The following is a 20,601-nucleotide window of genomic DNA, read 5'->3' as shown; positions in this document are numbered from 1 at the left end:
GGACTCCTTGCGCGAAAGAACTCGGGGGGAAGTTCAGGGGAAGGCTCAGGGGGTTTCAGATCAGGGACCCGTACAGACCGGGGCGGCGGTCCTGCAGGTACGGGTTGGCCTCGCGGGAGGCGGCCAGGGAGGCGGGGTCGGCGTCGGCGAACACCAGCTGCTCGGCGCGGCCGGCCCGGGCGCGGGCGATGCCGTCGGGACCGGCGAGGACGGAGAGGCCGACGAACTCGAACTCCCCTTCCTGGCCGACCCGGTTGACGTACGCGACGTACATCTGGTTCTCCCAGGCCCGCACCGGCACCAGGGCCTCGGCGACGAACTGGAAGGGGTGCATCTGCGCGGTCGGGACGACGAGGAGGTCGGTGCCGGCCAAGGCGTGGGCGCGCACGTTCTCCGGGAACTCGACGTCGTAGCAGATCATCAGGCCGACGGTGAGGCCGTTCAGCTCGGCCTGGACGACCGGCTGCTCGCCGGGCGTGAAGTGGTCGCGCTCGAAGCAGCCGAAGAGGTGGGTCTTGCGGTAGTTCGCGAGCCGGGTGCCGTCGGCGGAGATCAGCTGGGCGGAGTTGTACACGGTCTCGCCGTCGCGCTCCGGGTAGCCGTAGACGATCGCCAGGCCGTGCCGGTGGGCCAGCTCGGCGATCGCGTCCGCGCTGTCGCCGTCGGCGGGCTCGGCGAGGCGGGCGATGTCGTCTCCGATCGCGTACCCGGTCAGGAACATCTCCGGTGCGGCGAGCAGCGCGGCGCCCGCGGCGGCGGCACGGCCCGCGGCCTCGTCGAGGACCTTGAGGTTCTCGGCGATCGAGCCGGGGCGGCCGGAGCTCTGGAGCAGGGCGGTGCGCATGCGTGTTCCTCACCGGACGCGGGGGGTTAGGAGGTCACTAAGAAGGTACGGTCGGCGCGCTCGGCCGGACAAGAAGGAGCCGTTGCGCGCCCGTGCGCGGTTCGTTGCGTGGAGTGCGGGTCGTACGGCGATTCGTTGCGCCCCCTCGGGGCCGCATCCCGTCCTCCCCGAGACGCAGGTCACGGCCGGGGTTCCCCGCCGGACGGCGGAGGTGGGTTCCCGCCTGCGGAGCGATGTGCGCCCGGCCCGCCGCCGGGAGAGTGGTGAGCGTTCAGTTCACGCGCTCGACCTGCGGAAAGGACCGCCATGAAGCGTCGTACGAAGATCGCCGCCGTCACGCTCACCGCCGCCCTGCTGCTCACTGCCGGTACGGCCGGGGCGGCGCTGGCCTCGGGCGGCGGGGCGGACAGTCCCCGGCCGGCGGCGGAGCACGCTCAGCGGGAGGCCGCCGCGCTGACTGGTACGGCCAAGCTGTACCGGTCGGCCGGGGACGACATCACCTTCACCTTCGACGCGCACCTCGCGGCGAAGGACACCCGGAACCCGCGCAGGGCCACGGGCACCTTCGCGTTCAGCCACTACCTGCACGGTCGGGGGGCCTGGGCCAGGGCCAGGGTCGACTGTCTGGTGACCGGCGGCGAGGTCGCCGTCGTCTCCGGCGTGATCACCGCCTCCGACCTGCCCGGGGCGAAGGGCAGGCGGGTCGGTGTCACGGTCCACGACCTCGGCCGGCACGACCGGCTCGGCTACAGCTGGGCGGGGGTCGGCAGTCCCACGGACACCAAGGACCTGCCGCCGTGCGTGTCCTCCGCGCCCTTCGAGAAGGTGAAGCAGGGCACGGGTGACTTCAAGGTCGTGCCCTGGCAGCCGAGGCTCTAGGTGCGGCTACTTGCCGGTGCCGACGGGGTCGACGGTGACGGCGGGGCCGCCGCCGTCCGAGACCGGCACGTTGATGCTGACGGGCAGCGTGCGGGAGTGGGTCTCGTTCGGCGGGGTGACGACGAGGCTCGTGAAGGTCTCGCCGCTGCCGCCGGAGTTGTTCGGCGGGTAGTGCAGGGTGAAGCGGGTCTCCTCGCCCGGCTTGACGCTGACCGCGACCGGGGCGACCGTGCTCCGCTTGGCACTGACCGTGCCGTCCTTGCTCTTGAGGTCGGCGCCGGGGAAGCCCTTGAGGGTGCAGGCGGTGGAGCCGGTGTTCTTCAGGTTGACGAGGAGCGTGCCCTCGGCCATGCCGCCGGAGGTGCTGAAGGCGAGCTGGGAGGTCGGGCACGCGCCGGAACCCCCGCCCGCGGCCCTGCCGCCGCCGCTCGTGCCGGACTGGCCGCCGGCGGTGCCCTTGCCCGAGGTGCCGCTGGAGGCGGCACTGCCGTCGGAGGCGGCACTGCCGTCGGAGGCCTGCGAGCCGGAACCCTGGGAGGCGGAGCTCTGCGAGCTCGGAGTGGAGGAGCCGCCGGAGCCGGACGAACTCTTGCCACTGCCCTGGCAGGCGGTGAGCGACAGGCCTGCGACGGCGACGACGGCGAGCAGCGAGAGCTTGTGGACGCGCATGGTTCCCCTTCAGCGGTCTGGGTGACGTGCTGCTCCCTGAGACACCGGCCGCCGTTGATGCGTTCCGATCAATACTGCTCTCGCACACGGCTGTGACAAACCCTAGATCTCGCGCAGCCGCTCCACGATCTCCCGCAGCAGAATCGGATCGGCCGTCGGGCCGCCGGCCGCGTGGCGGCGGGGCGCGTCGATGCGGATGAGGCCCGCCTCGGCCAGGTCACCGAGCAGCACCCGGAGCACGGTCAGGGGCAGGTCGGCGTCCGCGGCCAGCTCCACCACGGGACGCGGGCCGCGCCGGATCAGGTCGAGCAGGGCGGCACGGGCGTGATCGACGTCCCGTCCGGGCGCGTCGGCGTCCAGCGCGGTGACCCGGGACATCAGGTCGATGGCGTGCGCGCCCGAGGGTCTGGTGCGGCCCCGGGTCACCGTGTAGGGGCGCACCATCGACCCGGTCTCGTCCTCGTACCAGTGCTCGTCGCTCACCGCGGGATCATCTGGGGCTGCGGGCGGCCGCGTCCAGATGGCGGCCGAGGCGGCGGACGAGCAGGGCCATCTCGTGGGCGAGCTGGCCGACGTCGGTACCGGCCTCGCTGAGGACGGCGAGCCGGCTGCCGTGCCCGGCCGGGGTGATGAAGAGGTAGGCGTCGTCGAGCATCACCATGGTCTGCCGCACCTCGCCCGCGCCGAACCGCTCCCCCGCCGAGCGGGCCAGGCCGTGGAAGCCGGAGCAGACGGCCGCCAGATGCTCGATGTCGCGCCGGCGCATCCCGTCCGAGCTGCTGAGCGGGAGGCCGTCGGCGGTCAGCAGCACGGCCTGGCGGACGTGCTCGGTGCGCGCCACGAGATCGTCCAGCAGCCAGCCCAGGTCCGTGCCGGGCGCTCCCGCGGGCGGGTCCTGCGGCTCCGGGGTCTGGTCGTCACCGTTCATGATCGGTGTCGGTCCCTTCGTCGGCGTGGCTGGTCAGGGGGGCGGGGGTGGCGTCGGTGGGGGCGTTGTCCGCGTGGTGGGGGGCGGGTTCGTGTGCGTGTGCCTGGTCAGGGGCGAGTGCGGGTACGGGTGGTGCGTGGTCGGGCGCGGGCGCGTGGTCGGGCCCGGGCGCGGGTGCGTGTTCGGGTGCCGGTGCCGGTGCGGGTGCGTGTTTGGGTGCGGGTGCGGGCGCGGGCGCGGGTGCGTGTTCGGGTGCGGGTGCCGGTGCGGGTGCGTGTTCGGGTGCGGGTGCGGGTGCCGGTGCATGTTCGGGTGCGGGTGCGTGGGGGCTGGTCGCGCCGTTCCCCGCGCCCCTTGGGAGCTGCCGTTCCGTCGGCTTCGCGGTGCCGGAGCTGCGGGCGGTCGCGTCGGTCGCGGGCAGGCCCTTGCGGCCGCGGTCGAGGCCGCGCTGAAAGGCGCCGAAGATCGCCCGCATCTCCTCGGCGTCGACCTCCCGCCCGGGTGCCGTGTCCGGCGTGGGCGGGTCTTCCCGCAGTTCCCGGGCGAGGGAGGCCTGGCGGACCCGGGTGGGGAGGGCGGGGGCCTCCGGGGCGGGAGCCGACGTGTGCGCCGGTTCCTGACCGGCAGACGGCTCCGGGGCGACGGCGCTCCCCGGGTCGCCGGAAGGCCGGGCCCCGGGCCGCCTCCGTGCGGGCGGCGCACCAGCACCGGGAGCGGAACCGGCCCGCTTGCCCGACGGCAGCTCGGCCACGTCCGAGGACGCCTCGGACCGCCCGATGGACGGCGCCTCCCCCACACCCACGGACACCCCGGACGGGCCTCCCGACGGCACGTCTCCCGCACCCGGACCGACCGCGGGCCGACGCCTCGACGGCAACTCCCCCACCCCGGCCGACACCCCGGACCGCCCCTCCGACGGCAAGTCCCCCGCACCCGGACCGACCGCGGGACGGCCCCTGGGCGGCAGCTCCCGTACGGTTGCGAGGCCGTCGGTGTGACCGTGACCGGGCAGCGTCCGGTCTTCCGGGGCACCCGTCCCAGGCCGCGCGTCCTCCGGCTCTCCGGTCTGCCGTACGCCGCTCCGTCCCGCCGCAACGGGCTCGACAGGGTCGGCGGGTCCTGCGGGCCCTGTCTCCGCCAGCACCTTCTCCGGCAGCAGAATCACCGCCGTCGTGCCGCCGTACGGCGAGTCCCCGAGGCTCACCTCGATGCCGTGGTGGGCGGCGAGGCGGCCGACGACGTAGAGGCCGAGGCGGTCGTGGCGGGTGGGGTCGAAGGCGTCGGGGTCGGTGAGGGTGGCGCGGGCGTGGGTGCGTGCCTCGGCGTCGAGGCCGAGGCCCCGGTCGTCGATCTCGATCACGAACCCGCTGCCGACCCGCCCGGTGCGCAGGGTGACCTGGGTGTGCGGCGGCGAGAACACCGTGGCGTTCTCCAGGAGTTCGGCGACGAGATGGACGACGTCGGCGACCGCGTCCGCCGCGACACCGATCTCCGGCATCGGCGGCACGACCACGCGCGCGTAGTCCTCGATCTCGCCGACGGCCGAGGCGACGACGTTCGCGACCGGCACGGGCCGGCGCCAGCGGCGGCCGGGCGCGGAGCCGGAGAGGATGATCAGGCTCTCCGCGTGCCGGCGCATGCGTGTGGTCAGGTGGTCGATGCGGAACAGCTCGCGCAGGACGTCGGGGTCCTCGGTGCGCCGTTCCAGGGTGTCGACGAGCTTCAACTGGCGGTGCACCAGAGCCTGGTTGCGGCGCGCGATGTTGAGCAGCACCGCGAACAGGCCGCGGCGCAGGGTCGCCTGTTTGACGGCGGCCTCGACGGCGGCGAGCCGCGCGGTGTTGAAGGACCGGCCAACCTGCCCGATCTCGTCGTCGCGCACCTCGTCGGCGGCAAGCGGCGGCGCCTCCGCCACCGCGTCGACCTCCTCGCCGGCGCTCAGCCTCCGCATGACATCGGGCAGCTGGTGCTGGGTCAGGACGTCGGCCGCGTCCCGCAGGGTCTCCAGGCGCCGCGAGATGCGCCGCGCACCGCGTACCGCGAACCACAGCGACAGCCCCACGGCCGCGAGGCCCGTCACGCCGACGACGGCCGACTTGGTCAGCTCCCGGTAGGCGAAGGCGCGTCCGCGTGCCGCGGAGTTCTCGGCGGACTGCGTACACAGCTGCATGTACCGCTTCACGGCCCGGTCGGTGGTGGACCGCCAGGTGTCCGCCGCGACGGCCCGCCCGGCGCCCGTGGCCCCGGCCCGCAGCAGCGCGTCCTCGCCGCGCACCAGTGAGCCGTACAGGGCCCCGCGCTGGAAGCCCTCGAACAGCGCGCGCGAGTCGGCGGGCAGGTCCGGCACGTACGTGCGCTGGAACACCCGCCGGTCCTCGATCGTCGCGGTCAGCGTGTCGTACTGCCCGTCGGTCAGCGTGCCGGCCGCCCGCGCCCCGGCGACCAGCGCGTCCTCCCGCGAGACGAACTCCCGCACCCGCACCAGCTCGCTGACGACCTGTGCCTCGCGGGCGAGCTGTCCGGCCTGCAGGGCGGTGAGCGTGGACTGCACGTCGAAGCCGGGCTCGACGAGCGCGCTGTACTCGCCGACGGCCCGGTCCCAGCTGATGTGCCGGGACAGCACCTGCGAGCGCAGCCCGTCCAGTTTCCCGGCCGCCGCGTCCATGGTGTCCAGCGCCTGCCGCTGCCGGGCCGTGAGCCGGCCGCGGTCGCCGTCCCGGATCGCCTGCCGCATGGCGTCCACGGCCCGGTCGGTACGGCGCTGCTGTTCGAGCAGCTGACCGGCCGTGGCCGTGTCGAGGCGGGCGCCCAGGTAGGCGGCGGACATCCGGCGCTCGATCTGGATCTGCCCGATCGCGGTGTCCACGGGGGTGCCGAAGTCCTCGTACACCCCCTGGAGCCGGATCAGCGCGCGCAGTTCGGAGGTGACGGACACCATCGCGAAGCTCCACAGCGCCATCAGCGCGACGGCCGGGGCGAGCGCGAGCGCCACGATCCGCGTGCGGACGGTGGTGGGACGGCCGAGGGGCCAGCGCATGGAGTACCTGCCGGTGTTACCAGTCAGTAGCGGGCGTGAGCGCGGCACAACCTACGGGATGGTCACCCTGTACCGCAATGGTGACCTGCGGTAACCCGGAGTCACATCCTGGTCAAGGAGAACGTGGTGACGACCGCCGCGTGGTCGGAGGGCCAGTCGTTGTCCGCGACGTCCGGCCAGGGTCGCGGGCTGCCGGTGACGAGGGTCCTCGCGTCCCGCACGGTCAGGCCCCGGTGCAGGACGTAGTCGATCCGGTCCTGTGGCTCGGGCCGTCCGCTGCCGTCCTCGTGCACCGGATGGATCGGCGACCAGGTGTGGCCGGGCTCGGCGGCGGGGTCCGGGTGGGCCTCGCGGTAGGAGTCGGCGAAGCCCGCGTCCTCGGCGGCCCTCGTCACCGGCCAGGCCACGTCCGGCCAGTCCAGGTGGGAGGGGCAGTTGAAGTCGCCGACCAGGACGACCGGGACGCCGTCGCGCGAGGACTCGGCGATACGCGCCAGCGCGTCCCGCATCTGGGCCAGCCGCAGCTCCTCGTGGGCGATCAGCACTCGCGCCGGCAGCCCGTCGAAGGCGGACTCGTAGGGGCCGTACGGCGTGTAGTGCAGGTGCGCGGTCCAGACGTCCACCTCGCGGCCGGGGGCCACGGCGATCCGGACGCCCGCGGCGCCGTAGAAGCCGACGTCCGGGTCGCCGAAGCGGGCGGTGATGGGATGGCGGCTGATGACGCCGAGGTTCTCGCCGGCCCGGTGGTGGTACCAGCCGAGCGCCTCGGCCAGTTCCTGGGCGGCGGTCCCGCCCGTCTCCTGGAGTCCGACGACGTCGGCGCCGCTCTCCAGGACGACCTTGAGCTGCTTGGCCCGGTGGTCGTCGACCTCGCTGCCGCCCAGCCACAGGTTCCAGCTCATCACCCGCAGCTCGGGCGTCACCATGTGCCGCAGGTCCTCGACCGTGACCCCGCTGAGGCTGTCCCGTACGGTCCGGCCGGGCGCGGTGCCGATCGGTGCGAGGGACGGCACGGCGAGGACGGCGCACCCGGCGGCCTCGGCGGATGCGACGCCGGTCTCGGTGTCCTCGACGGCCACGCAGGCGGCCGGCTCGACCCCGAGGGCCCGGCAGGCGGCCCGGTAGGGGTCGGGGGCCGGCTTGGTGCGGGCGGTGTCGTCGGCGGTGACGGAGGCCGCGAACCGGTCGGCGCCGAGGGCGTCGAGGACGACGTCGGCGACCGCCCGCGGGGACGCGGTGACCAGGGCGGCGGGGACGCCGGCGGCGGCCAGCGCGTCCAGCAGGTCCAGTGCGCCGGGCCGGGGCACGATCCCGGTGCGGACGCGGTCGGCGAACTCGCGGTGCAGCTCGGCCGCGAGCTCCACCTCCGGCCGGCCCGACTCCGTACCGAGCCAGGCGGCGGTGTGCTCGACCGGGCGGCCGAGCACGTCGGGCTGGTCGGCCTCGGTCAGCGGGCGCCCGGCGACCTGCTCGACCGCCTCCCACCACAGCCGCTCGGTGTCGACGAGCGTGCCGTCCATGTCGAACAGGACGGCCTGCAGCGGGCGTTGATGGATGTGGGGGGTCACGTTCGGGAAATTCCTCACTTCTGGATACGTTCGGCCACGAGCACCGGCCGCTCGGGCAGCGACACGCCGACGGCGGTTCCGGCGCCGAGCCCGGTGGCCTCGTGGGCGGGCAGGTCGGCCTTGACCTCGGTGCCGTCGGCGAGCCGTACGGTGACCCGGACGACCGCGCCCAGGAAGGCGGTGGCGACGATCCGGGCGGTGCCCTGCTCGTCGGGGCGCACCTGTACGGCCTCGGGCCGCACCAGCACGTCCACCGGGCCGGCCGGCACCTCGCCGTCGGCGGGCAGCCGCTGCCCGAGCACCTCGACCGTGCCGTCCTTCAGCTCGCCCGGGATCCGGCTCATGGTGCCGACGAACTCGGCGACGAAGGCGGTGGCGGGGCGGCCGTACAACTCGGCGGGTTCGGCGCACTGTTCGAGCCGGCCGGCGCGCATGACGGCGACCCGGTCGGCGACCGAGAGGGCCTCCTCCTGGTCGTGGGTGACGAACAGGGTGGTGATGCCGAGCTCCTGCTGGAGGCGGCGGATCTCCTCGCGCAGGGTGAGCCGCACCTTGGCGTCCAGCGCGGACAGCGGCTCGTCGAGCAGGAGCACGCGCGGGCGCAGGGCCAGGGCGCGGGCCAGCGCGATGCGCTGCTGCTGGCCGCCGGAGAGCTGGTGCGGGTAGCGCTCGCCCTTGTCGGCGAGACCGACCAGCTCCAGCAACTCGGCGGCACGGGCCCGGCGCTCGGCCGTGCGGACGCCGCGCATGCGCAGCCCGAACGCGACGTTGTCCACGGCGTTCAGATGCGGGAAGAGGCTGTACGACTGGAAGACCATGCCGGCGTCGCGGCGGTGGGCCGGGACGTGTGTGACGTCCTCGCCGTCCACCAGGACGGCACCGGAGTCGGGGTGTTCGAAACCGGCGAGCATGCGCAGCGCGGTGGTCTTGCCGCAGCCGGAGGGGCCGAGCAGGGCCAGGAACTCCCCCGGGCGGACGGTCAGGTCGAGACCGTCGAGGGCAACGGTGGCCCCGAACTCCCGTCGCAGCGAACGGAATTCGACGGTGGCGGCCTTTTCCGCAACGGCCTTCTCGAGCGTGGTGGCGGTCATGGTGTTTGTCATCCCCGGGTGTTGGCGTTTCGGTTGCGTCCGCCGCCGGCACCGGCGAGCGCGAGGAGCAGGGCCCAGGTGACGAGCAGGCTGAGCACGGACACGGCGACGGACATCTGGGCCTGCTCGCCGCCGACGTTGTAGATCCACACGGCGAAGGGGGTGTAGCCGAGCAGATGGGAGACCGTGAACTCGCCGAGGACCAGGGCCAGGGTGAGGAAGGACGCGTTCAGCAGGGCCCCGCGCAGGTTGGGCAGGACGGCCCGGACGAGCGCCTTGGGCCAGGAGGCGCCGCAGCTGCGGGCCGCCTCGACGAGGGTCCGTACGTCGATGGCGCGCAGGCCGGCGTCCAGGGCCCGGTAGACGAACGGCAGGGCCATCACGACGTAGGCGAGGACCAGCACGACGGGGAATCGGTCGTTCTGGATCACCACGAACGTCTCGAACAGCGGGGTGCGGGAGAGATGCTCCGGGCCCCACTTGAGCACGGTGGCGATCCCGGCGACGAAGGCGATGGGCGGCACGACCAGCGGCAGCGAGCACACCACCTCCACCACCGGCCGCAGCCGGGGCGAGCCGAGCCGCAGCGCGACCACGGCGGGCACCATCAGCAGCAGCACCACCGCGATGGTGGCGACGGCCAGTTCCAGCGAGAGCAGCAGGCTGGAGAGGAAGCCGTCGGCGGACAGGATCCTGGTGTAGGCGTCGAAGGTGAGGCCCTGGCCGGGCACGTCGACCGTGAAGATCGCGGAGGCGGCGAGCGGCACCAGGAAGTACAGGGCGGCGAGGCCGAGGACGACCCACCGCCACAGGGTCAGGCGTCGAGCCATCGGGCACTCCGTCGCTGAAGGGGCAGGTACACGGCCATCACCAGGCCCGCCACCAGCACCATGTCCAGGCTGAGGGCGAGGGCGACGTTCTCCTGGCCGACCAGCACGTTGCCGGACAGGGCGTCGGCGATCTGCAGGGTGACCAGCGGGACCGCGCTGCCGACCATGGCGGCGGCGGTGGCGTAGGCGGCGAAGGCGCTGCCGAACAGCAGGACCAGGCCGCCGAGCAGCGAGGGCGCGAGCACGGGCAGGGCCACGTGCCGCCAGTACTGCACGCCGGTGGCGCCGTTGTTCAGCGCGGCCTCGCGCCACTGGGAGCGCAGGCCGTCCAGCGCCGGGGTGATGGTGAGGACCATGAGCGGGATGAGGAAGTACAGGTAGACGAGGACCAGGCCCCAGAAGCTGTAGAGGTCCCAGCCGGTGTCCTTCAGGCCCAGGTGGACGGTGAGGACGCCCGCGTTGCCGAGGGTGGCGACGAAGGCGAAGGCCAGCGGGACGCCGCCGAAGTTGGCGAGCACGCCGGAGGCGGTCAGCACGGCCTCGCGCAGCCAGCGGGAGCGGGAGGAGACCACGGCCTGGGCGAGCGGCAGCCCGAGCAGGGCGCCGAGCGCGGCGGAGATCGCGGACAGCTTGACGCTGCCGAGCAGGGCGGTGAGGTACGGACCCTGCAGCGAGGCCGTCATGTTGGCGCCGGTGTAGGTGGTGGCGCCCGTGGTGGCGTCGTCGGCCGAGAAGGCGCCGTTGACGATGGCGACGGCGGGCAGGCCGAAGGCGATGGCGACGAAGACCAGCAGCGGTACGACCGCCAGCCAGCCGGGGGCGCGGCGCCGCCGCTTCGCCGAAGCGACGGGCGCCACGTCCGCGCGCGGGAGAGCGGCGGTCATCCGGAGACGGCCTTCCCCCAGCCCTGGGCGATGACCGTCTTGGCCTTGCTCTGCTGGGTCTCGGTCGGGAAGGACGGCGTGCCGGTGACCTTCGGGAGCTTGGCGGCGGCCGTCTTGTCGAGGGTGCCGGCCTTCTCCATGGCGGTCATCTGGGCCGGGCGGGCGTAGCCCTTGAGCCACAGGTTCTGGCCCTCGGTGCTGTACAGGTACTCCTGCCACAGGCGGGCGGCCGCCGGGTGCGGGGCGTCCTTGGTGATGGCCTGGGAGTAGTACTGGGCGTACTGGCCGTCGCTCGGGATGGTGACCTTCCAGTCGAGGCCCTTGGACTTGAACTCGTCGGCGTAACCGGCGTTCAGGTAGTCCCAGTCGATCGAGATCGGCGTCTCGCCCTTCTCGACGGTGGCCGGGGTGGACTCCACCGGCGTGTAGTTGCCGTTCTTCTTCAGCTTGGCGAAGAAGTCCAGGCCGGGCTGGATGTTGTCGAAGGAGCCGCCGTTGGCCAGGGCCGCCGCGTAGACGCCGCCGAAGGCCGAGCCGGACTTGGTGGGGTTGCCGTTGAGGGCGACCTGGCCCTTGTACTCGGGCTTGAGCAGGTCCTTGAAGCTGGCCGGGCAGCTCTTCACGCGCTTGGCGTCGCAGCCGATGGAGATGTAGCCGCCGTAGTCATTGTACCAGCGGGCCTGCGGGTCCTTCTGGGCCTCGGGGATGTCGGCGTAGGTGGTGACCTTGTAGGGCGCGAGCAGGCCCTGCTGGGCGGCGCTGAGGGCGAAGGAGCTGCCGAGGTCGAGGACGTCGGGCGCGCGGTCCTGCCCCTTGCGGGTGGTGACGGCGTTGATCTCGTCCTGGCTGGAGCCGTCGGGGCTCTCGTCCTGGATCTTGATGCCGTACTTCTTCTGGAATCCGTCGATGAGGGCGCCGTAGTTGGCCCAGTCGCGGGGCACCGCGATGATGTGCAGCGTGCCCTCCTTCTTGGCCGCCTTGACCAGGGCGTCCATGCCGCCGAAGTCGGCCGCGGAGGTGGCGGTGGCGGCGCTCTTGCCGTCCTTGGTGGTGGTCGACGCCTTGTCGGGGGCGGCGCCGCAGGCGCTCAGCGCGAGCGCGGCGACGACGGCGAGGGAGCCGCCGAGGACGGCGTTTCTCGGCAGGGACACGGTCACGGTCTCTCCAGGGGGACGCATGAGGGTTGCGGAGAACTTGTCTGAACAAGTTGCGTCACAGTACGCCCGGTCACGGTGTCCTGTCTGTAAACGGGAACGAAACTTTGGACCCTGCTTGGCTGCACAATCCAGACCGTTGCAGATCACGCTCAGGTCTCGATTAGGCTGGTCACGCTGTGCACAGCGGCCTGAGCAGAGGGGAAGCATGACGGCGCGACACGAGGAGATCGCCGACGAGCTGCGGCGCGCGATCGACCGCGAGGAGTACACGGTCGGCAGCCGGCTGCCCTCGGAGTCGGAGCTCGCCGGGACATACGGCGTCTCACGCGGCACGGTCCGCCAGGCCGTCGCGGCCCTGACCGCCGAGGGCCTGATCGGCTCCCGCCAGGGCGCCCGGCGCGTCGTGCTCGCCAGCCGCCGCAGCCAGAGCTTCGAGGAACTGCGCAGCTTCGCCCAGTGGGCCCGCGCGATGGGCCGTGAGGCCACGGGCCGGGTGGTGTCCCAGGAGTACCGCACGGCGACCCACGAGGACGCCGTACGCCTCCAGCTTCCCCTCGGCACACGGGTGTTGCACGTGCTCCGGGTGCGCGGCCTGGACGGCGAGCCGGTGCTGCTGGAGCGGACGGTGTACGCCGACTGGATCTCCCCGGCGGTCGAGTCGATCGAGCCGGACTGTCCCTCGGTCACGCAGCGGCTGTACGACGACACGGGGCTCGTGTTCGCGTACGGGGAGCATGTGATCGACGCTGTCTCCGCCGGGGCGCAGGACGCCGAGTTGCTGGGGGTTCGCCGCACGAGTCCGCTGCTGCGGGTGCGGCGCGTGACGACGACGCGCGAGGGGCGGCCCGTGGAGTGGTCGGACGACCGCTACCGGTCGGACGCGGTGAGTTTCAGCGTGCGCAACTCGATCGACAACAACGCGCTGGCCCGCAAGACGGCGGAGTAGAGGCGCCCCGGAAGGGCCGCGGGGAACTGCGCGGCAGACAACGACGGTCCCGCGGCCGGCTCACCACAGCGCGCCCCGAGCCGTGATCCGCCCCTAGCCCGGCGCCCCGGAGGAGAAGCGGCGCAGCAACGGCGACAGCACCAGCACCGACTTGGTCCGCTCCACGAACGGCTCCCCGGCGATGCGCTCCAGCACTCGCTCGAAGTGCCGCATGTCGGAGGCGAAGACCTGGGCGATCGCGTCCGCGTCGCCGGTGACGGTCGACGCGGCCACGACCTCCTGATACCGCTCCAGACCCCGCTGGATGGTGTCCGGCGAGGTGTTCCGCCGGCAGTAGATCTCGATGTACCCCTCGGTCTCCCAGCCGAGCGCCGCCGGATCCACCCGCACGGTGAATCCGGTGATCGCTCCGGTGGCCCGCAGCCGGTCCACGCGCCGCTTCACCGCGGGCGCGGACAGGCCGACCATCTGCCCGATGTCCGCGTACGAGCGGCGGGCGTCCTCGGCGAGGGCGTGCACGATGCGTTCGTCGAGATCGTTCAGCACAGGGGGTGGTTCACTTCTTCGGTTCGGTCACTTCTCTGCCGTCACCGCGAGGTCGTCACCGGTCGCGAGACGGGAACGGCGGTAGCCGTATACGAAGTAGAACACGAGCCCGACGGCCATCCAGACACCGAACACGATCCAGGTGACGGTGGACAGGCTGCCCATCATCCACAGGCAGAACGCGAAGCCCAGCGCGGGCAGCACCGGCGACAGCGGGACCCGGAAGGAGCGGTGCATGGCGGGTCGGGTCCGGCGCAGCACCACGACGGCCACGTTGACCAGAGCGAAGGCGAACAGCGTGCCGATGCTGGTGGCGTCCGCGAGCTGGCCCAGCGGGATCGCGGCGGCGAGGACACCGCAGAACACCGAGACGATGACCGTGTTGGCGCGCGGGGCGCCGGTCTTCGGGTGGACCCTGGCGAAGATCTTGGGCACCAGGCCGTCGCGGGACATGGCGAACAGGATGCGGGTCTGGCCGTAGAGCACGGTCAGGACGACGCTCGCGATGGCGATGACCGCGCAGAACGCGAGCAGCGTGCCCCAGAAGCTCTGCCCGGTGACGTCCGTCATGATCTGCGCGAGCGCGGCCTCGGAGTCCTTGAACTTCCGCCACGGCCAGGCACCCACGGCCACGGCCGCGACGAGGACGTACAGCGCCGTCACGATGACCAGGGACAGCATGATCGCGCGGGGCAGGTCGCGCTGGGCGTTCTTGGCCTCCTCACCGGCGGTGGAGGCGGCGTCGAAGCCGATGTACGAGAAGAACAGCGTGGCGCCGGCCGCGCTGACGCCCGCCATGCCGAGCGGCATGAAGTGGGAGTAGTTGCCGGACTTGAAGCCCATGAAGCCGATGGCGCAGAAGAGGATCAGCGCGGCGATCTTCACGGACACCATGATGGTGTTGGCCCGCGCCGACTCCTTGGCGCCGCCGAGCAGGAACACCATGCCGAGCATGACGACGATCAGGGCGGGCAGGTTGAAGATTCCGCCCTGGCCGGGCGGAGCCGACAGGACCGTCGGGATGGTCACGCCGATGGTGCCGTCCAGCAGCTCGTTCAGGTACTCGCCCCAGCCGACGGCCACGGCGGCGACCGAGACGCCGTACTCCAGCAGCAGGCACCAGCCGCAGACCCAGGCGATCAGTTCGCCCATCGTTGCGTATGCGTACGAGTACGAGGAGCCGGAGACCGGGATGGTGCCCGCCAGCTCGGCGTAGGACAGGGCGGAGAACAGCGCGGTGAGACCGGCGATCACGAAGGACAGGGTGACCGCCGGGCCCGCCTTGGGGACGGCCTCGCCGAGGACGACGAAGATGCCGGTGCCGAGGGTGGCACCGATGCTGATCATGGTCAGCTGCCACAGGCCGAGGGAGCGCCGAAGCGAGCCTCCCTCACCCTGGCCGCCCTCCGCGACCAGGCGTTCCACTGGCTTGCGCCGCATGAGGCGCGCGGCGAGGCCCTGGGCTGCGGGGGCGGTCGCTGTGCGGTCGTGCGGGGGTGCGCCTTGGTCGAGCACGCGCTGGCTCCTTAATGCTGCCGGTCATTGCGTTCGGGGACCGGCGGAGCCCTGCGAGGGCAGGAACCCGCCGAGCGGGGTCCCCGCCACGCCACGTACAGACGAGCACCCTATGAGGCGGGCCTTCACGGGCGTAATGCAGCAACCATGCGCGTCCCCGGATGATCATTGCGTTCATCGGACCGGAATGACAAATCGTTGCGCGCGGGCTGCCGACCGTTGCGGAGCGAGTCTCATGTGCGCCTTCGCCCCCACAAGTGAGTACCGGCCTTCCGGCCCCGTGGAGCCGAAGCCTCCGGATACGCAGACGGCCCCCGTCCCTCCCTGACACGGGAAGGACGGGGGCCGTCGCGGCGTGTTCCGCCGGTCAGTTCCAGCTGGCGTGCAGCGGCTTGCCCTCGGCGTAGCCCGCGGCGCTCTGGATGCCGACGATGGCCTTCTCGGCGAACTCCTCCAGGGAGGCGGCACCGGCGTAGGTGCACGAGGAGCGGACGCCCGCGATGATCGAGTCGATCAGGTCCTCGACGCCCGGGCGGGCCGGGTCGAGGAACATGCGCGAGGTGGAGATGCCCTCCTCGAACAGCGCCTTGCGGGCACGGTCGTACGCCGACTCCTCCGAGGTGCGGTTGCGCACCGCGCGCGCGGAGGCCATGCCGAAGGACTCCTTGTAGGCGCGCCCGTCGGCGTCGTGCTGGAGGTCGCCCGGCGACTCGTAGGTACCCGCGAACCACGAGCCGACCATCACGTTGGACGCACCGGCCGCCAGGGCCATCGCCACGTCGCGCGGGTGGCGGACACCGCCGTCGGCCCACACGTGCTTGCCGTACTTCTTCGCCTCGGCGGCGCACTCCAGCACCGCGGAGAACTGCGGCCGGCCCACGCCGGTCATCATCCGGGTGGTGCACATGGCGCCGGGGCCCACACCGACCTTGATGATGTCCGCGCCGGCGTCGATCAGGTCCTTCACGCCCTCGGCGGAGACGATGTTGCCCGCGACGATCGGCACCTGCGGGTCGAGGGCCCGCACCAGCTTGATGGCGCTGATCATCGACTCCTGGTGGCCGTGCGCGGTGTCGATGACGAGCGTGTCCACGCCGGCGTCGAGCAGCTGCTTGGCCTTGCCCGCCACATCGCCGTTGATGCCGACGGCGGCGGCGATGCGCAGCTTGCCGTGCGCGTCGACGGCCGGCGTGTACAGCGTGGCGCGCAGGGCGCCCTTGCGGGTCAGGATGCCGGCCAGCTTGCCGTCCTTGTCGACGGCCGGGGCGTAGCGGCGGTTGGCCGCGTCCAGCCGGTTGAACGCCTCGCGGGGGTCGATGTCCGCGTCCAGGAGCAGCAGGTCCTTGGACATGACCACTTCGAGCTGGGTGAAGCGGTCGACGCCGGTGAGGTCCGCGTCGGTGACGACACCGACGGGCCGCTGGTCCTCGTCCACGACCACACCGGCGTTGTGGGCGCGCTTGGGCAGCAGCGCCAGTGCGTCGGCGACGGTCTGGTGCGGGGCCAGCACGATCGGCGTGTCGAGCACCAGGTGGCGGCTCTTCACCCAGGAGACGACGTCGGTGACGACGTCGATCGGGATGTCCTGCGGGATGACCACCAGACCGCCGCGGCGGGCCATCGTCTCGGCCATGCGGCGGCCGGCGATGGCGGTCATGTTGGCCACGACGAGCGGGATGGTGGTGCCCGTGCCGTCCGGCGAGGCGAGGTCCACGCCCTGACGCGAGCCCACCGCGGAGCGGCTCGGCACCATGAACACGTCGTCGTACGTCAGGTCGTACGCGGGCTGGATGTCATTGAGGAAACGCACGTGCTGCACATCCCAGTCGATCAGAGGTGACCCCCCGACGGGTGCGCCAGGGGGAAAGAGCACGTACTTCATTGTCCCATGTCGGCGCCGCAATCACGCCCCCACGGAACATCCAGGGTGGGCGCCGATCACCTAGGAGGATCCTCCAAGGGCGAGGGCGACGGACAGGGCGGGCGTGTGGTCCGCGGCCTCGGCGAACACCTCCTGCGCGATCCGCCACTCGTCCGGCCGGGCCTCGGCGTACGGCCGCCAGTTCCGCACGACGATCAGCAGTCCCCGCTCGACCGCCTCCTCGGGCCACACGGTGTGGTCACCGAGGGAGTCGGCCAGGGCGTCCCAGTTGCGGCCGAACCAGCCGGGCAGCGCGAGGGCGCGTGCGGCACGGTCCATGAGGCCGGCCTTGTCGGCGACACCGCCGAGGTCCAGCGTCACCACGACTTCCGTCATCTCAGCACCGCCCGGAACGAGTTGTAGTGATCATCGGTGTAGTAGATCTCCCCGCCCCGACCCGTGACGATGCGCCGGGCCCCGCGATCCTGCGAGCCGGGCGTCCTGACCGTGTACTCGTGGTAGTAGCCGCGCTGCTGCCTCGGCAGATGCCCCTCGAAGTTCCCGAACACGACGCCGTCCCTGGCGTACGGGAACGGCCCGCCCTTGTCGATCAGCGCGAGCGTCCTGCGCGCCTCGGCCGGCAGCTGGGCCGCCGCGACCGTGCCCATGCCGTGCGCCCACGCCGGCACGGACACGCTCCCGCCGGACGCCCGCACACCCGAACCCACCCCGGCACCGGAACCGGGATGCGAGCTCGCCCCGGACGAGCATCCCGCCAGCAGAACGGACACGAGGAAGGCCAGCAGCCCCAGCAGCAGGCGGGCCGGTGCCCGGGTCCGTCCGCCCACCGACGTGCGGGCCCTTCCGCCGGCCGACGTCCAGCACCGCCCGCGGGCCCACGTGGGGGAACGTCGCGGCGTGGAGGACGGCGCCGCGGCCCGACCGAACGTGGGGGGCGGCGTCGAGGACACCCCGGGCGTGGGGGGCGGCGTCGAGAATTCCCTCGCCGCGTGGGGAGGCGTCGCGGGCCGCCGAGGCGTGCGGGGCGGCATCGGGAACGCCCCGGCCGTGCGGGGGGACGCCGCGGGCCGTCCGGAGCTGCCGCGCCGCGTCAAGAGCGCCCCGGCCGTGTGGACCGGCGCGGTGGATCGTCCGGGCGTGCCGCCGAGTGCCGTCACGGGCCCTCCGGCCGCCTGGGGCGCCGTCGACGACCGTGCAGACGCGCGTGGCGGGGTTCCAGCCCTGCGGGACAACGCCACGGGCCCTCCCAGCGTGCGGGGCGGCGCCGATGACCGGCCACGCGTGCGACGCGGCCGCCCGGACTCTCCAGCCGTGCGGGGCGGCATCGGGGACCGTCCGGGCACGTGGGGTGGCGCCCACGGCCCTCCCGTCGACCGGGGCTGTGTCAGGGGGCCTCTGGGCATGTGGGGGACGAACCGCGGCAACATGCCGTTGATGCTGCCACGGCCGTCCCGCTCCCAGGCTGACGCGACCCGCCAGGGACGCGACACACCACGCCACGCCATGAGCAGCCGGTCCTCGCTCACTCCCGCGCGACGGGCGGGCCGGCCGGCGGCCGGGGATACGCTGACCGGCACCGGCCGCCGGGTCGGCCTCCACGGGCCCGGGGCCTCTGGGCATGTGAGGGACGAACCGCGGCAACATGCCGTTGATGCTGCCACGGCCGTCCCGCTCCCAGGCTGACGCGACCCGCCAGGGACGCGACACACCACGCCACGCCATGAGCAGCCGGTCCTCGCTCACTCCCGCGCGACGGGCGGGCCAGCCGGCGGCCGGGGATACGCTGACCGGCACCGGCCGCCGGGCCGGCCTCCACGGGCCACGACCCGCGCGCCCCGCCCACGGAACACCATGAGAGCCGACGCACGCAGTCTCCCCGGCTCCCCGTGTGACCGCCCTCTGGCTCTCGCGAACTCCCGCGCCCCCGGCGGAGCCTTCAGTGCCCGTCGGGGTCCGTGCGGCCGAGCGTCGGCTTCGGCGTGGGCCCGGCCGTCATCAGGTAGTCCGCGGCGGACGTGTCCGTGACCAGGCTCGTAACCAGCCCCGACCGCAGCACCGCGTCGATCGCGGCCGCCTTGCGCTGACCGCCGGCGATCGCCACGACCTCCGGGATACGGCGCAGCTGGTCGGCCTTGACCGTGATGCACCGCTCCCCCAGGTCCCGCCCGATCCGGCGCCCCTCGGCGTCGAAGAGGTGCGCGGCCATCTCGGCGGCGACGCCGAGCGAGGCGTAGTGCGCGCGCTCCTCGTCGCTGAGCATGTCGTGCACGGTCGAGATGCCCGGCTCCCACGAGCCGATGGAGACGCACGCGACCGTGACCTTGTCGAAGTACTCGAAGGCCCGGGCGATCCCCGTCTGGTTGCGCAGCGCGGCCGCGGTGGCCGCGTCCGGCAGCAGCATCGGCGCGTAGATGGGGTGGGCGTCGCCGCCCGACACCTGGGCGGCGCGCCGCACGGCCTCGACCGAGCCGCGCTCCGAGGTACCGGCGTCGTACACGCCCGTCAGCTGCACCACCGTGCACGGCGGCAGCCGGTCGAGCGCGGCCGCCATGTGGATCGTGGACCGGCCCCAGGCCAGCCCGAGCACGTCCCCCTCGTTGACGAGCTCGCCGAGCAGGTCGGCGGCCACCTCACCGAGGTTCTCGGGGTCGGGGGTCTCCTCGGCCTCGGCCGGGGACTCGACCACGACTGCGTGCCGCAGGCCGTAGCGGGCGCGGAGCGCGTCGGAGCGCTCGGCGTCCAGCTCGGCCGGGACACGGATCTCGATGCGTACGAGATCCCGTTCGAGAGCCGTCTCCAGGACCCTGGCCACCTTGAAGCGGCTGACGCCGAACTCCTCCGCGATCTGGATCTTGGATTTGCCCTCGAGGTAGAAGCGGCGGGCCATGGCCGCCGCCTGCACCAGCTCAGCGGGTCCCATCCGCATGGCTGACCGGCCCGCCGACATACCCGACACGGCGATCTCCTCACTGCTGTTCACACTCTGGATTCGCCGTTCATCCTTGCAGATTCGGCGCGGCGGATCCGCCCTGAAGGGCGCCGTTCACTTAACCGTTCACGTTCCTGTGGCTCAGTGGTCGCATGCCCAGGACGCCTTGGCGGCGGCCGACTCGGCCTGCGCGCGCAGGGCACGGACCGCCTCCTCGGGGTCCTTCGCCCCGTACACGGCCGAGCCTGCCACGAACACGTCCGCTCCCGCGTCCGCGCACCGCTCGATCGTCGAGGCCGAGACGCCGCCGTCCACCTGGAGCCACAGCTGCAGGCCGTGCTTGCCGATCAGCTCACGGGTGCGGCGGATCTTCGGCAGCATGATGTCGAGGAACGCCTGGCCGCCGAAGCCGGGCTCGACCGTCATGATCAGGAGCATGTCGAGCTCGGGGAGAAGGTCCTCGAACGGCTCGATCGGCGTCGCGGGCTTCAGGGCCATGGAGGCGCGGGCCCCCTTGGCACGGATCTCCCGGGCGAGCCGCACCGGGGCCGCGGCCGCCTCCACGTGGAACGTGACGGAGGAGGCCCCCGCCTCGACGTACTGGGGCGCCCAGCGGTCGGGGTCCTCGATCATCAGATGGCAGTCCAGCGGGGTGTCCGTGGCACGCGCCAGGGACTCCACGACCGGCACGCCGAGCGTGAGGTTCGGGACGAAGTGGTTGTCCATGACGTCGACGTGGAGCCAGTCGGCGCCCTGGACCGCCTTGGCCTCCTCCGCGAGGCGGGCGAAGTCGGCGGACAGGATGCTGGGGTTGATCTGCACGGCCATGCCCCAAGCCTCCCATGCCGCTGCGCTTGGCTGTAACGGCGGTCCATTGCGGTTGTGGTTTGTCCGCG

19 protein-coding genes are annotated in these 20,601 nt (G+C 72.7%); 2 read left to right on the top strand and 17 right to left on the bottom strand.

What is annotated here, in order from left to right:
- Positions 1–55: 55 nt before the first annotated feature.
- Positions 56–844 carry a carbon-nitrogen hydrolase family protein gene (locus tag LMU33_RS09055; RefSeq protein ID WP_228618955.1) on the bottom strand — a complete coding sequence of 263 codons (789 nt, stop codon included), beginning with the start codon at positions 842–844 and terminating at the stop codon, positions 56–58.
- Positions 845–1,150: 306 nt separating this feature from the next.
- Here LMU33_RS09055 and LMU33_RS09050 point away from each other — a divergent pair, with 306 nt between their 5' ends.
- Positions 1,151–1,723, top strand: coding sequence for a Repetin (locus LMU33_RS09050; RefSeq protein WP_228618953.1), 573 nt, complete (start codon positions 1,151–1,153; stop codon positions 1,721–1,723).
- 6 nt (positions 1,724–1,729) lie between these two features.
- On the opposite strand, the gene LMU33_RS09045 is transcribed toward LMU33_RS09050, so the two are convergent.
- The 9 genes from LMU33_RS09045 to LMU33_RS09005 form a co-directional block, all read right to left on the bottom strand.
- The gene (locus LMU33_RS09045; RefSeq protein ID WP_228618952.1) at positions 1,730–2,392 is read right to left on the bottom strand and encodes a DUF4232 domain-containing protein; all 663 of its coding nucleotides are present in this window, start codon (positions 2,390–2,392) and stop codon (positions 1,730–1,732) included.
- 102 nt (positions 2,393–2,494) lie between these two features.
- The gene (locus LMU33_RS09040; protein ID WP_228618950.1) at positions 2,495–2,875 is read right to left on the bottom strand and encodes a DUF742 domain-containing protein; all 381 of its coding nucleotides are present in this window, start codon (positions 2,873–2,875) and stop codon (positions 2,495–2,497) included.
- Between the two features lie 7 nt (positions 2,876–2,882).
- Entirely contained in the window at positions 2,883–3,320 is a 438-nt protein-coding gene (locus LMU33_RS09035) for a roadblock/LC7 domain-containing protein (RefSeq protein WP_228618949.1), read from the bottom strand.
- A complete protein-coding gene (locus LMU33_RS09030; protein ID WP_228618947.1) occupies positions 3,310–6,357 on the bottom strand; it encodes a sensor histidine kinase in 3,048 nt (1,015 codons plus the stop codon). The genes LMU33_RS09035 and LMU33_RS09030 overlap by 11 nt, the downstream gene beginning before the upstream one ends.
- 101 nt (positions 6,358–6,458) lie before the next feature.
- Positions 6,459–7,925: an HAD-IA family hydrolase gene (locus LMU33_RS09025; protein ID WP_308280762.1), complete on the bottom strand. Its 1,467-nt coding sequence runs from the start codon at positions 7,923–7,925 to the stop codon at positions 6,459–6,461.
- 14 nt (positions 7,926–7,939) lie between these two features.
- Positions 7,940–9,016 (bottom strand): ABC transporter ATP-binding protein, encoded by a 1,077-nt coding sequence (locus tag LMU33_RS09020; RefSeq protein ID WP_228618945.1) that lies wholly within the window; start codon positions 9,014–9,016, stop codon positions 7,940–7,942.
- Positions 9,017–9,024: 8 nt separating this feature from the next.
- Positions 9,025–9,846, bottom strand: a complete 822-nt coding sequence (locus LMU33_RS09015) for an ABC transporter permease (protein ID WP_228618943.1) — start codon at positions 9,844–9,846, stop codon at positions 9,025–9,027.
- Positions 9,831–10,730: an ABC transporter permease gene (locus LMU33_RS09010; protein WP_228618942.1), complete on the bottom strand. Its 900-nt coding sequence runs from the start codon at positions 10,728–10,730 to the stop codon at positions 9,831–9,833. The genes LMU33_RS09015 and LMU33_RS09010 overlap by 16 nt, the downstream gene beginning before the upstream one ends.
- Positions 10,727–11,887, bottom strand: a complete 1,161-nt coding sequence (locus LMU33_RS09005; protein WP_228618940.1) for an ABC transporter substrate-binding protein — start codon at positions 11,885–11,887, stop codon at positions 10,727–10,729. Before LMU33_RS09005 ends, LMU33_RS09010 begins: the two co-directional genes overlap by 4 nt.
- A 205-nt stretch (positions 11,888–12,092) precedes the next feature.
- Here LMU33_RS09005 and LMU33_RS09000 point away from each other — a divergent pair, with 205 nt between their 5' ends.
- Positions 12,093–12,833: a GntR family transcriptional regulator gene (locus LMU33_RS09000; RefSeq protein WP_228618938.1), complete on the top strand. Its 741-nt coding sequence runs from the start codon at positions 12,093–12,095 to the stop codon at positions 12,831–12,833.
- Between the two features lie 93 nt (positions 12,834–12,926).
- On the opposite strand, the gene LMU33_RS08995 is transcribed toward LMU33_RS09000, so the two are convergent.
- The 7 genes from LMU33_RS08995 to rpe all read right to left on the bottom strand — a co-directional run bounded on the left by LMU33_RS08995 (position 12,927) and on the right by rpe (position 20,533).
- Positions 12,927–13,379, bottom strand: coding sequence for an Lrp/AsnC family transcriptional regulator (locus LMU33_RS08995; RefSeq protein WP_031174468.1), 453 nt, complete (start codon positions 13,377–13,379; stop codon positions 12,927–12,929).
- Positions 13,380–13,406: 27 nt separating this feature from the next.
- On the bottom strand, positions 13,407–14,894 hold the full coding sequence (locus tag LMU33_RS08990; protein ID WP_228618937.1) for an amino acid permease: 1,488 nt from the start codon (positions 14,892–14,894) through the stop codon (positions 13,407–13,409).
- A gap of 367 nt (positions 14,895–15,261) precedes the next feature.
- Positions 15,262–16,704: a GuaB1 family IMP dehydrogenase-related protein gene (locus LMU33_RS08985; RefSeq protein WP_228618935.1), complete on the bottom strand. Its 1,443-nt coding sequence runs from the start codon at positions 16,702–16,704 to the stop codon at positions 15,262–15,264.
- A 132-nt stretch (positions 16,705–16,836) separates the two neighbouring features.
- Positions 16,837–17,151: a barstar family protein gene (locus tag LMU33_RS08980; RefSeq protein ID WP_228618933.1), complete on the bottom strand. Its 315-nt coding sequence runs from the start codon at positions 17,149–17,151 to the stop codon at positions 16,837–16,839.
- Complete coding sequence (locus LMU33_RS08975) at positions 17,148–17,603, bottom strand: guanyl-specific ribonuclease (protein WP_228618932.1); 456 nt, start codon at positions 17,601–17,603, stop codon at positions 17,148–17,150. The genes LMU33_RS08980 and LMU33_RS08975 overlap by 4 nt, the downstream gene beginning before the upstream one ends.
- A 1,109-nt stretch (positions 17,604–18,712) precedes the next feature.
- Positions 18,713–19,756, bottom strand: a complete 1,044-nt coding sequence (locus LMU33_RS08970) for a sugar-binding transcriptional regulator (RefSeq protein WP_228618930.1) — start codon at positions 19,754–19,756, stop codon at positions 18,713–18,715.
- 90 nt (positions 19,757–19,846) lie between these two features.
- On the bottom strand, positions 19,847–20,533 hold the full coding sequence (gene rpe / locus LMU33_RS08965) for a ribulose-phosphate 3-epimerase (RefSeq protein WP_228618929.1): 687 nt from the start codon (positions 20,531–20,533) through the stop codon (positions 19,847–19,849).
- Between the last annotated feature and the right edge of the window lie 68 nt (positions 20,534–20,601).

The sequence above is a fragment of the Streptomyces barringtoniae genome (assembly GCF_020819595.1).
Lineage (GTDB): Bacteria > Actinomycetota > Actinomycetes > Streptomycetales > Streptomycetaceae > Streptomyces > Streptomyces barringtoniae.
The sequence above is the reverse complement of the archived record's forward strand: the minus strand, read 5'-3'. Positions and strand labels throughout refer to the sequence as shown.

Coding starts and splice junctions, on each gene's coding strand:
- LMU33_RS08980 (WP_228618933.1), bottom strand. CDS start 17,151: ATGACGGAAGTCGTGGTGACGCTGGACCTCGGCGGTGTCGCCGACAAG.
- LMU33_RS09045 (WP_228618952.1), bottom strand. CDS start 2,392: ATGCGCGTCCACAAGCTCTCGCTGCTCGCCGTCGTCGCCGTCGCAGGC.
- LMU33_RS09035 (WP_228618949.1), bottom strand. CDS start 3,320: ATGAACGGTGACGACCAGACCCCGGAGCCGCAGGACCCGCCCGCGGGA.
- LMU33_RS09030 (WP_228618947.1), bottom strand. CDS start 6,357: ATGCGCTGGCCCCTCGGCCGTCCCACCACCGTCCGCACGCGGATCGTG.
- LMU33_RS09015 (WP_228618943.1), bottom strand. CDS start 9,846: ATGGCTCGACGCCTGACCCTGTGGCGGTGGGTCGTCCTCGGCCTCGCC.
- LMU33_RS09010 (WP_228618942.1), bottom strand. CDS start 10,730: ATGACCGCCGCTCTCCCGCGCGCGGACGTGGCGCCCGTCGCTTCGGCG.
- rpe (WP_228618929.1), bottom strand. CDS start 20,533: ATGGCCGTGCAGATCAACCCCAGCATCCTGTCCGCCGACTTCGCCCGC.
- LMU33_RS09055 (WP_228618955.1), bottom strand. CDS start 844: ATGCGCACCGCCCTGCTCCAGAGCTCCGGCCGCCCCGGCTCGATCGCC.
- LMU33_RS09000 (WP_228618938.1), top strand. CDS start 12,093: ATGACGGCGCGACACGAGGAGATCGCCGACGAGCTGCGGCGCGCGATC.
- LMU33_RS09020 (WP_228618945.1), bottom strand. CDS start 9,016: ATGACCGCCACCACGCTCGAGAAGGCCGTTGCGGAAAAGGCCGCCACC.
- LMU33_RS09050 (WP_228618953.1), top strand. CDS start 1,151: ATGAAGCGTCGTACGAAGATCGCCGCCGTCACGCTCACCGCCGCCCTG.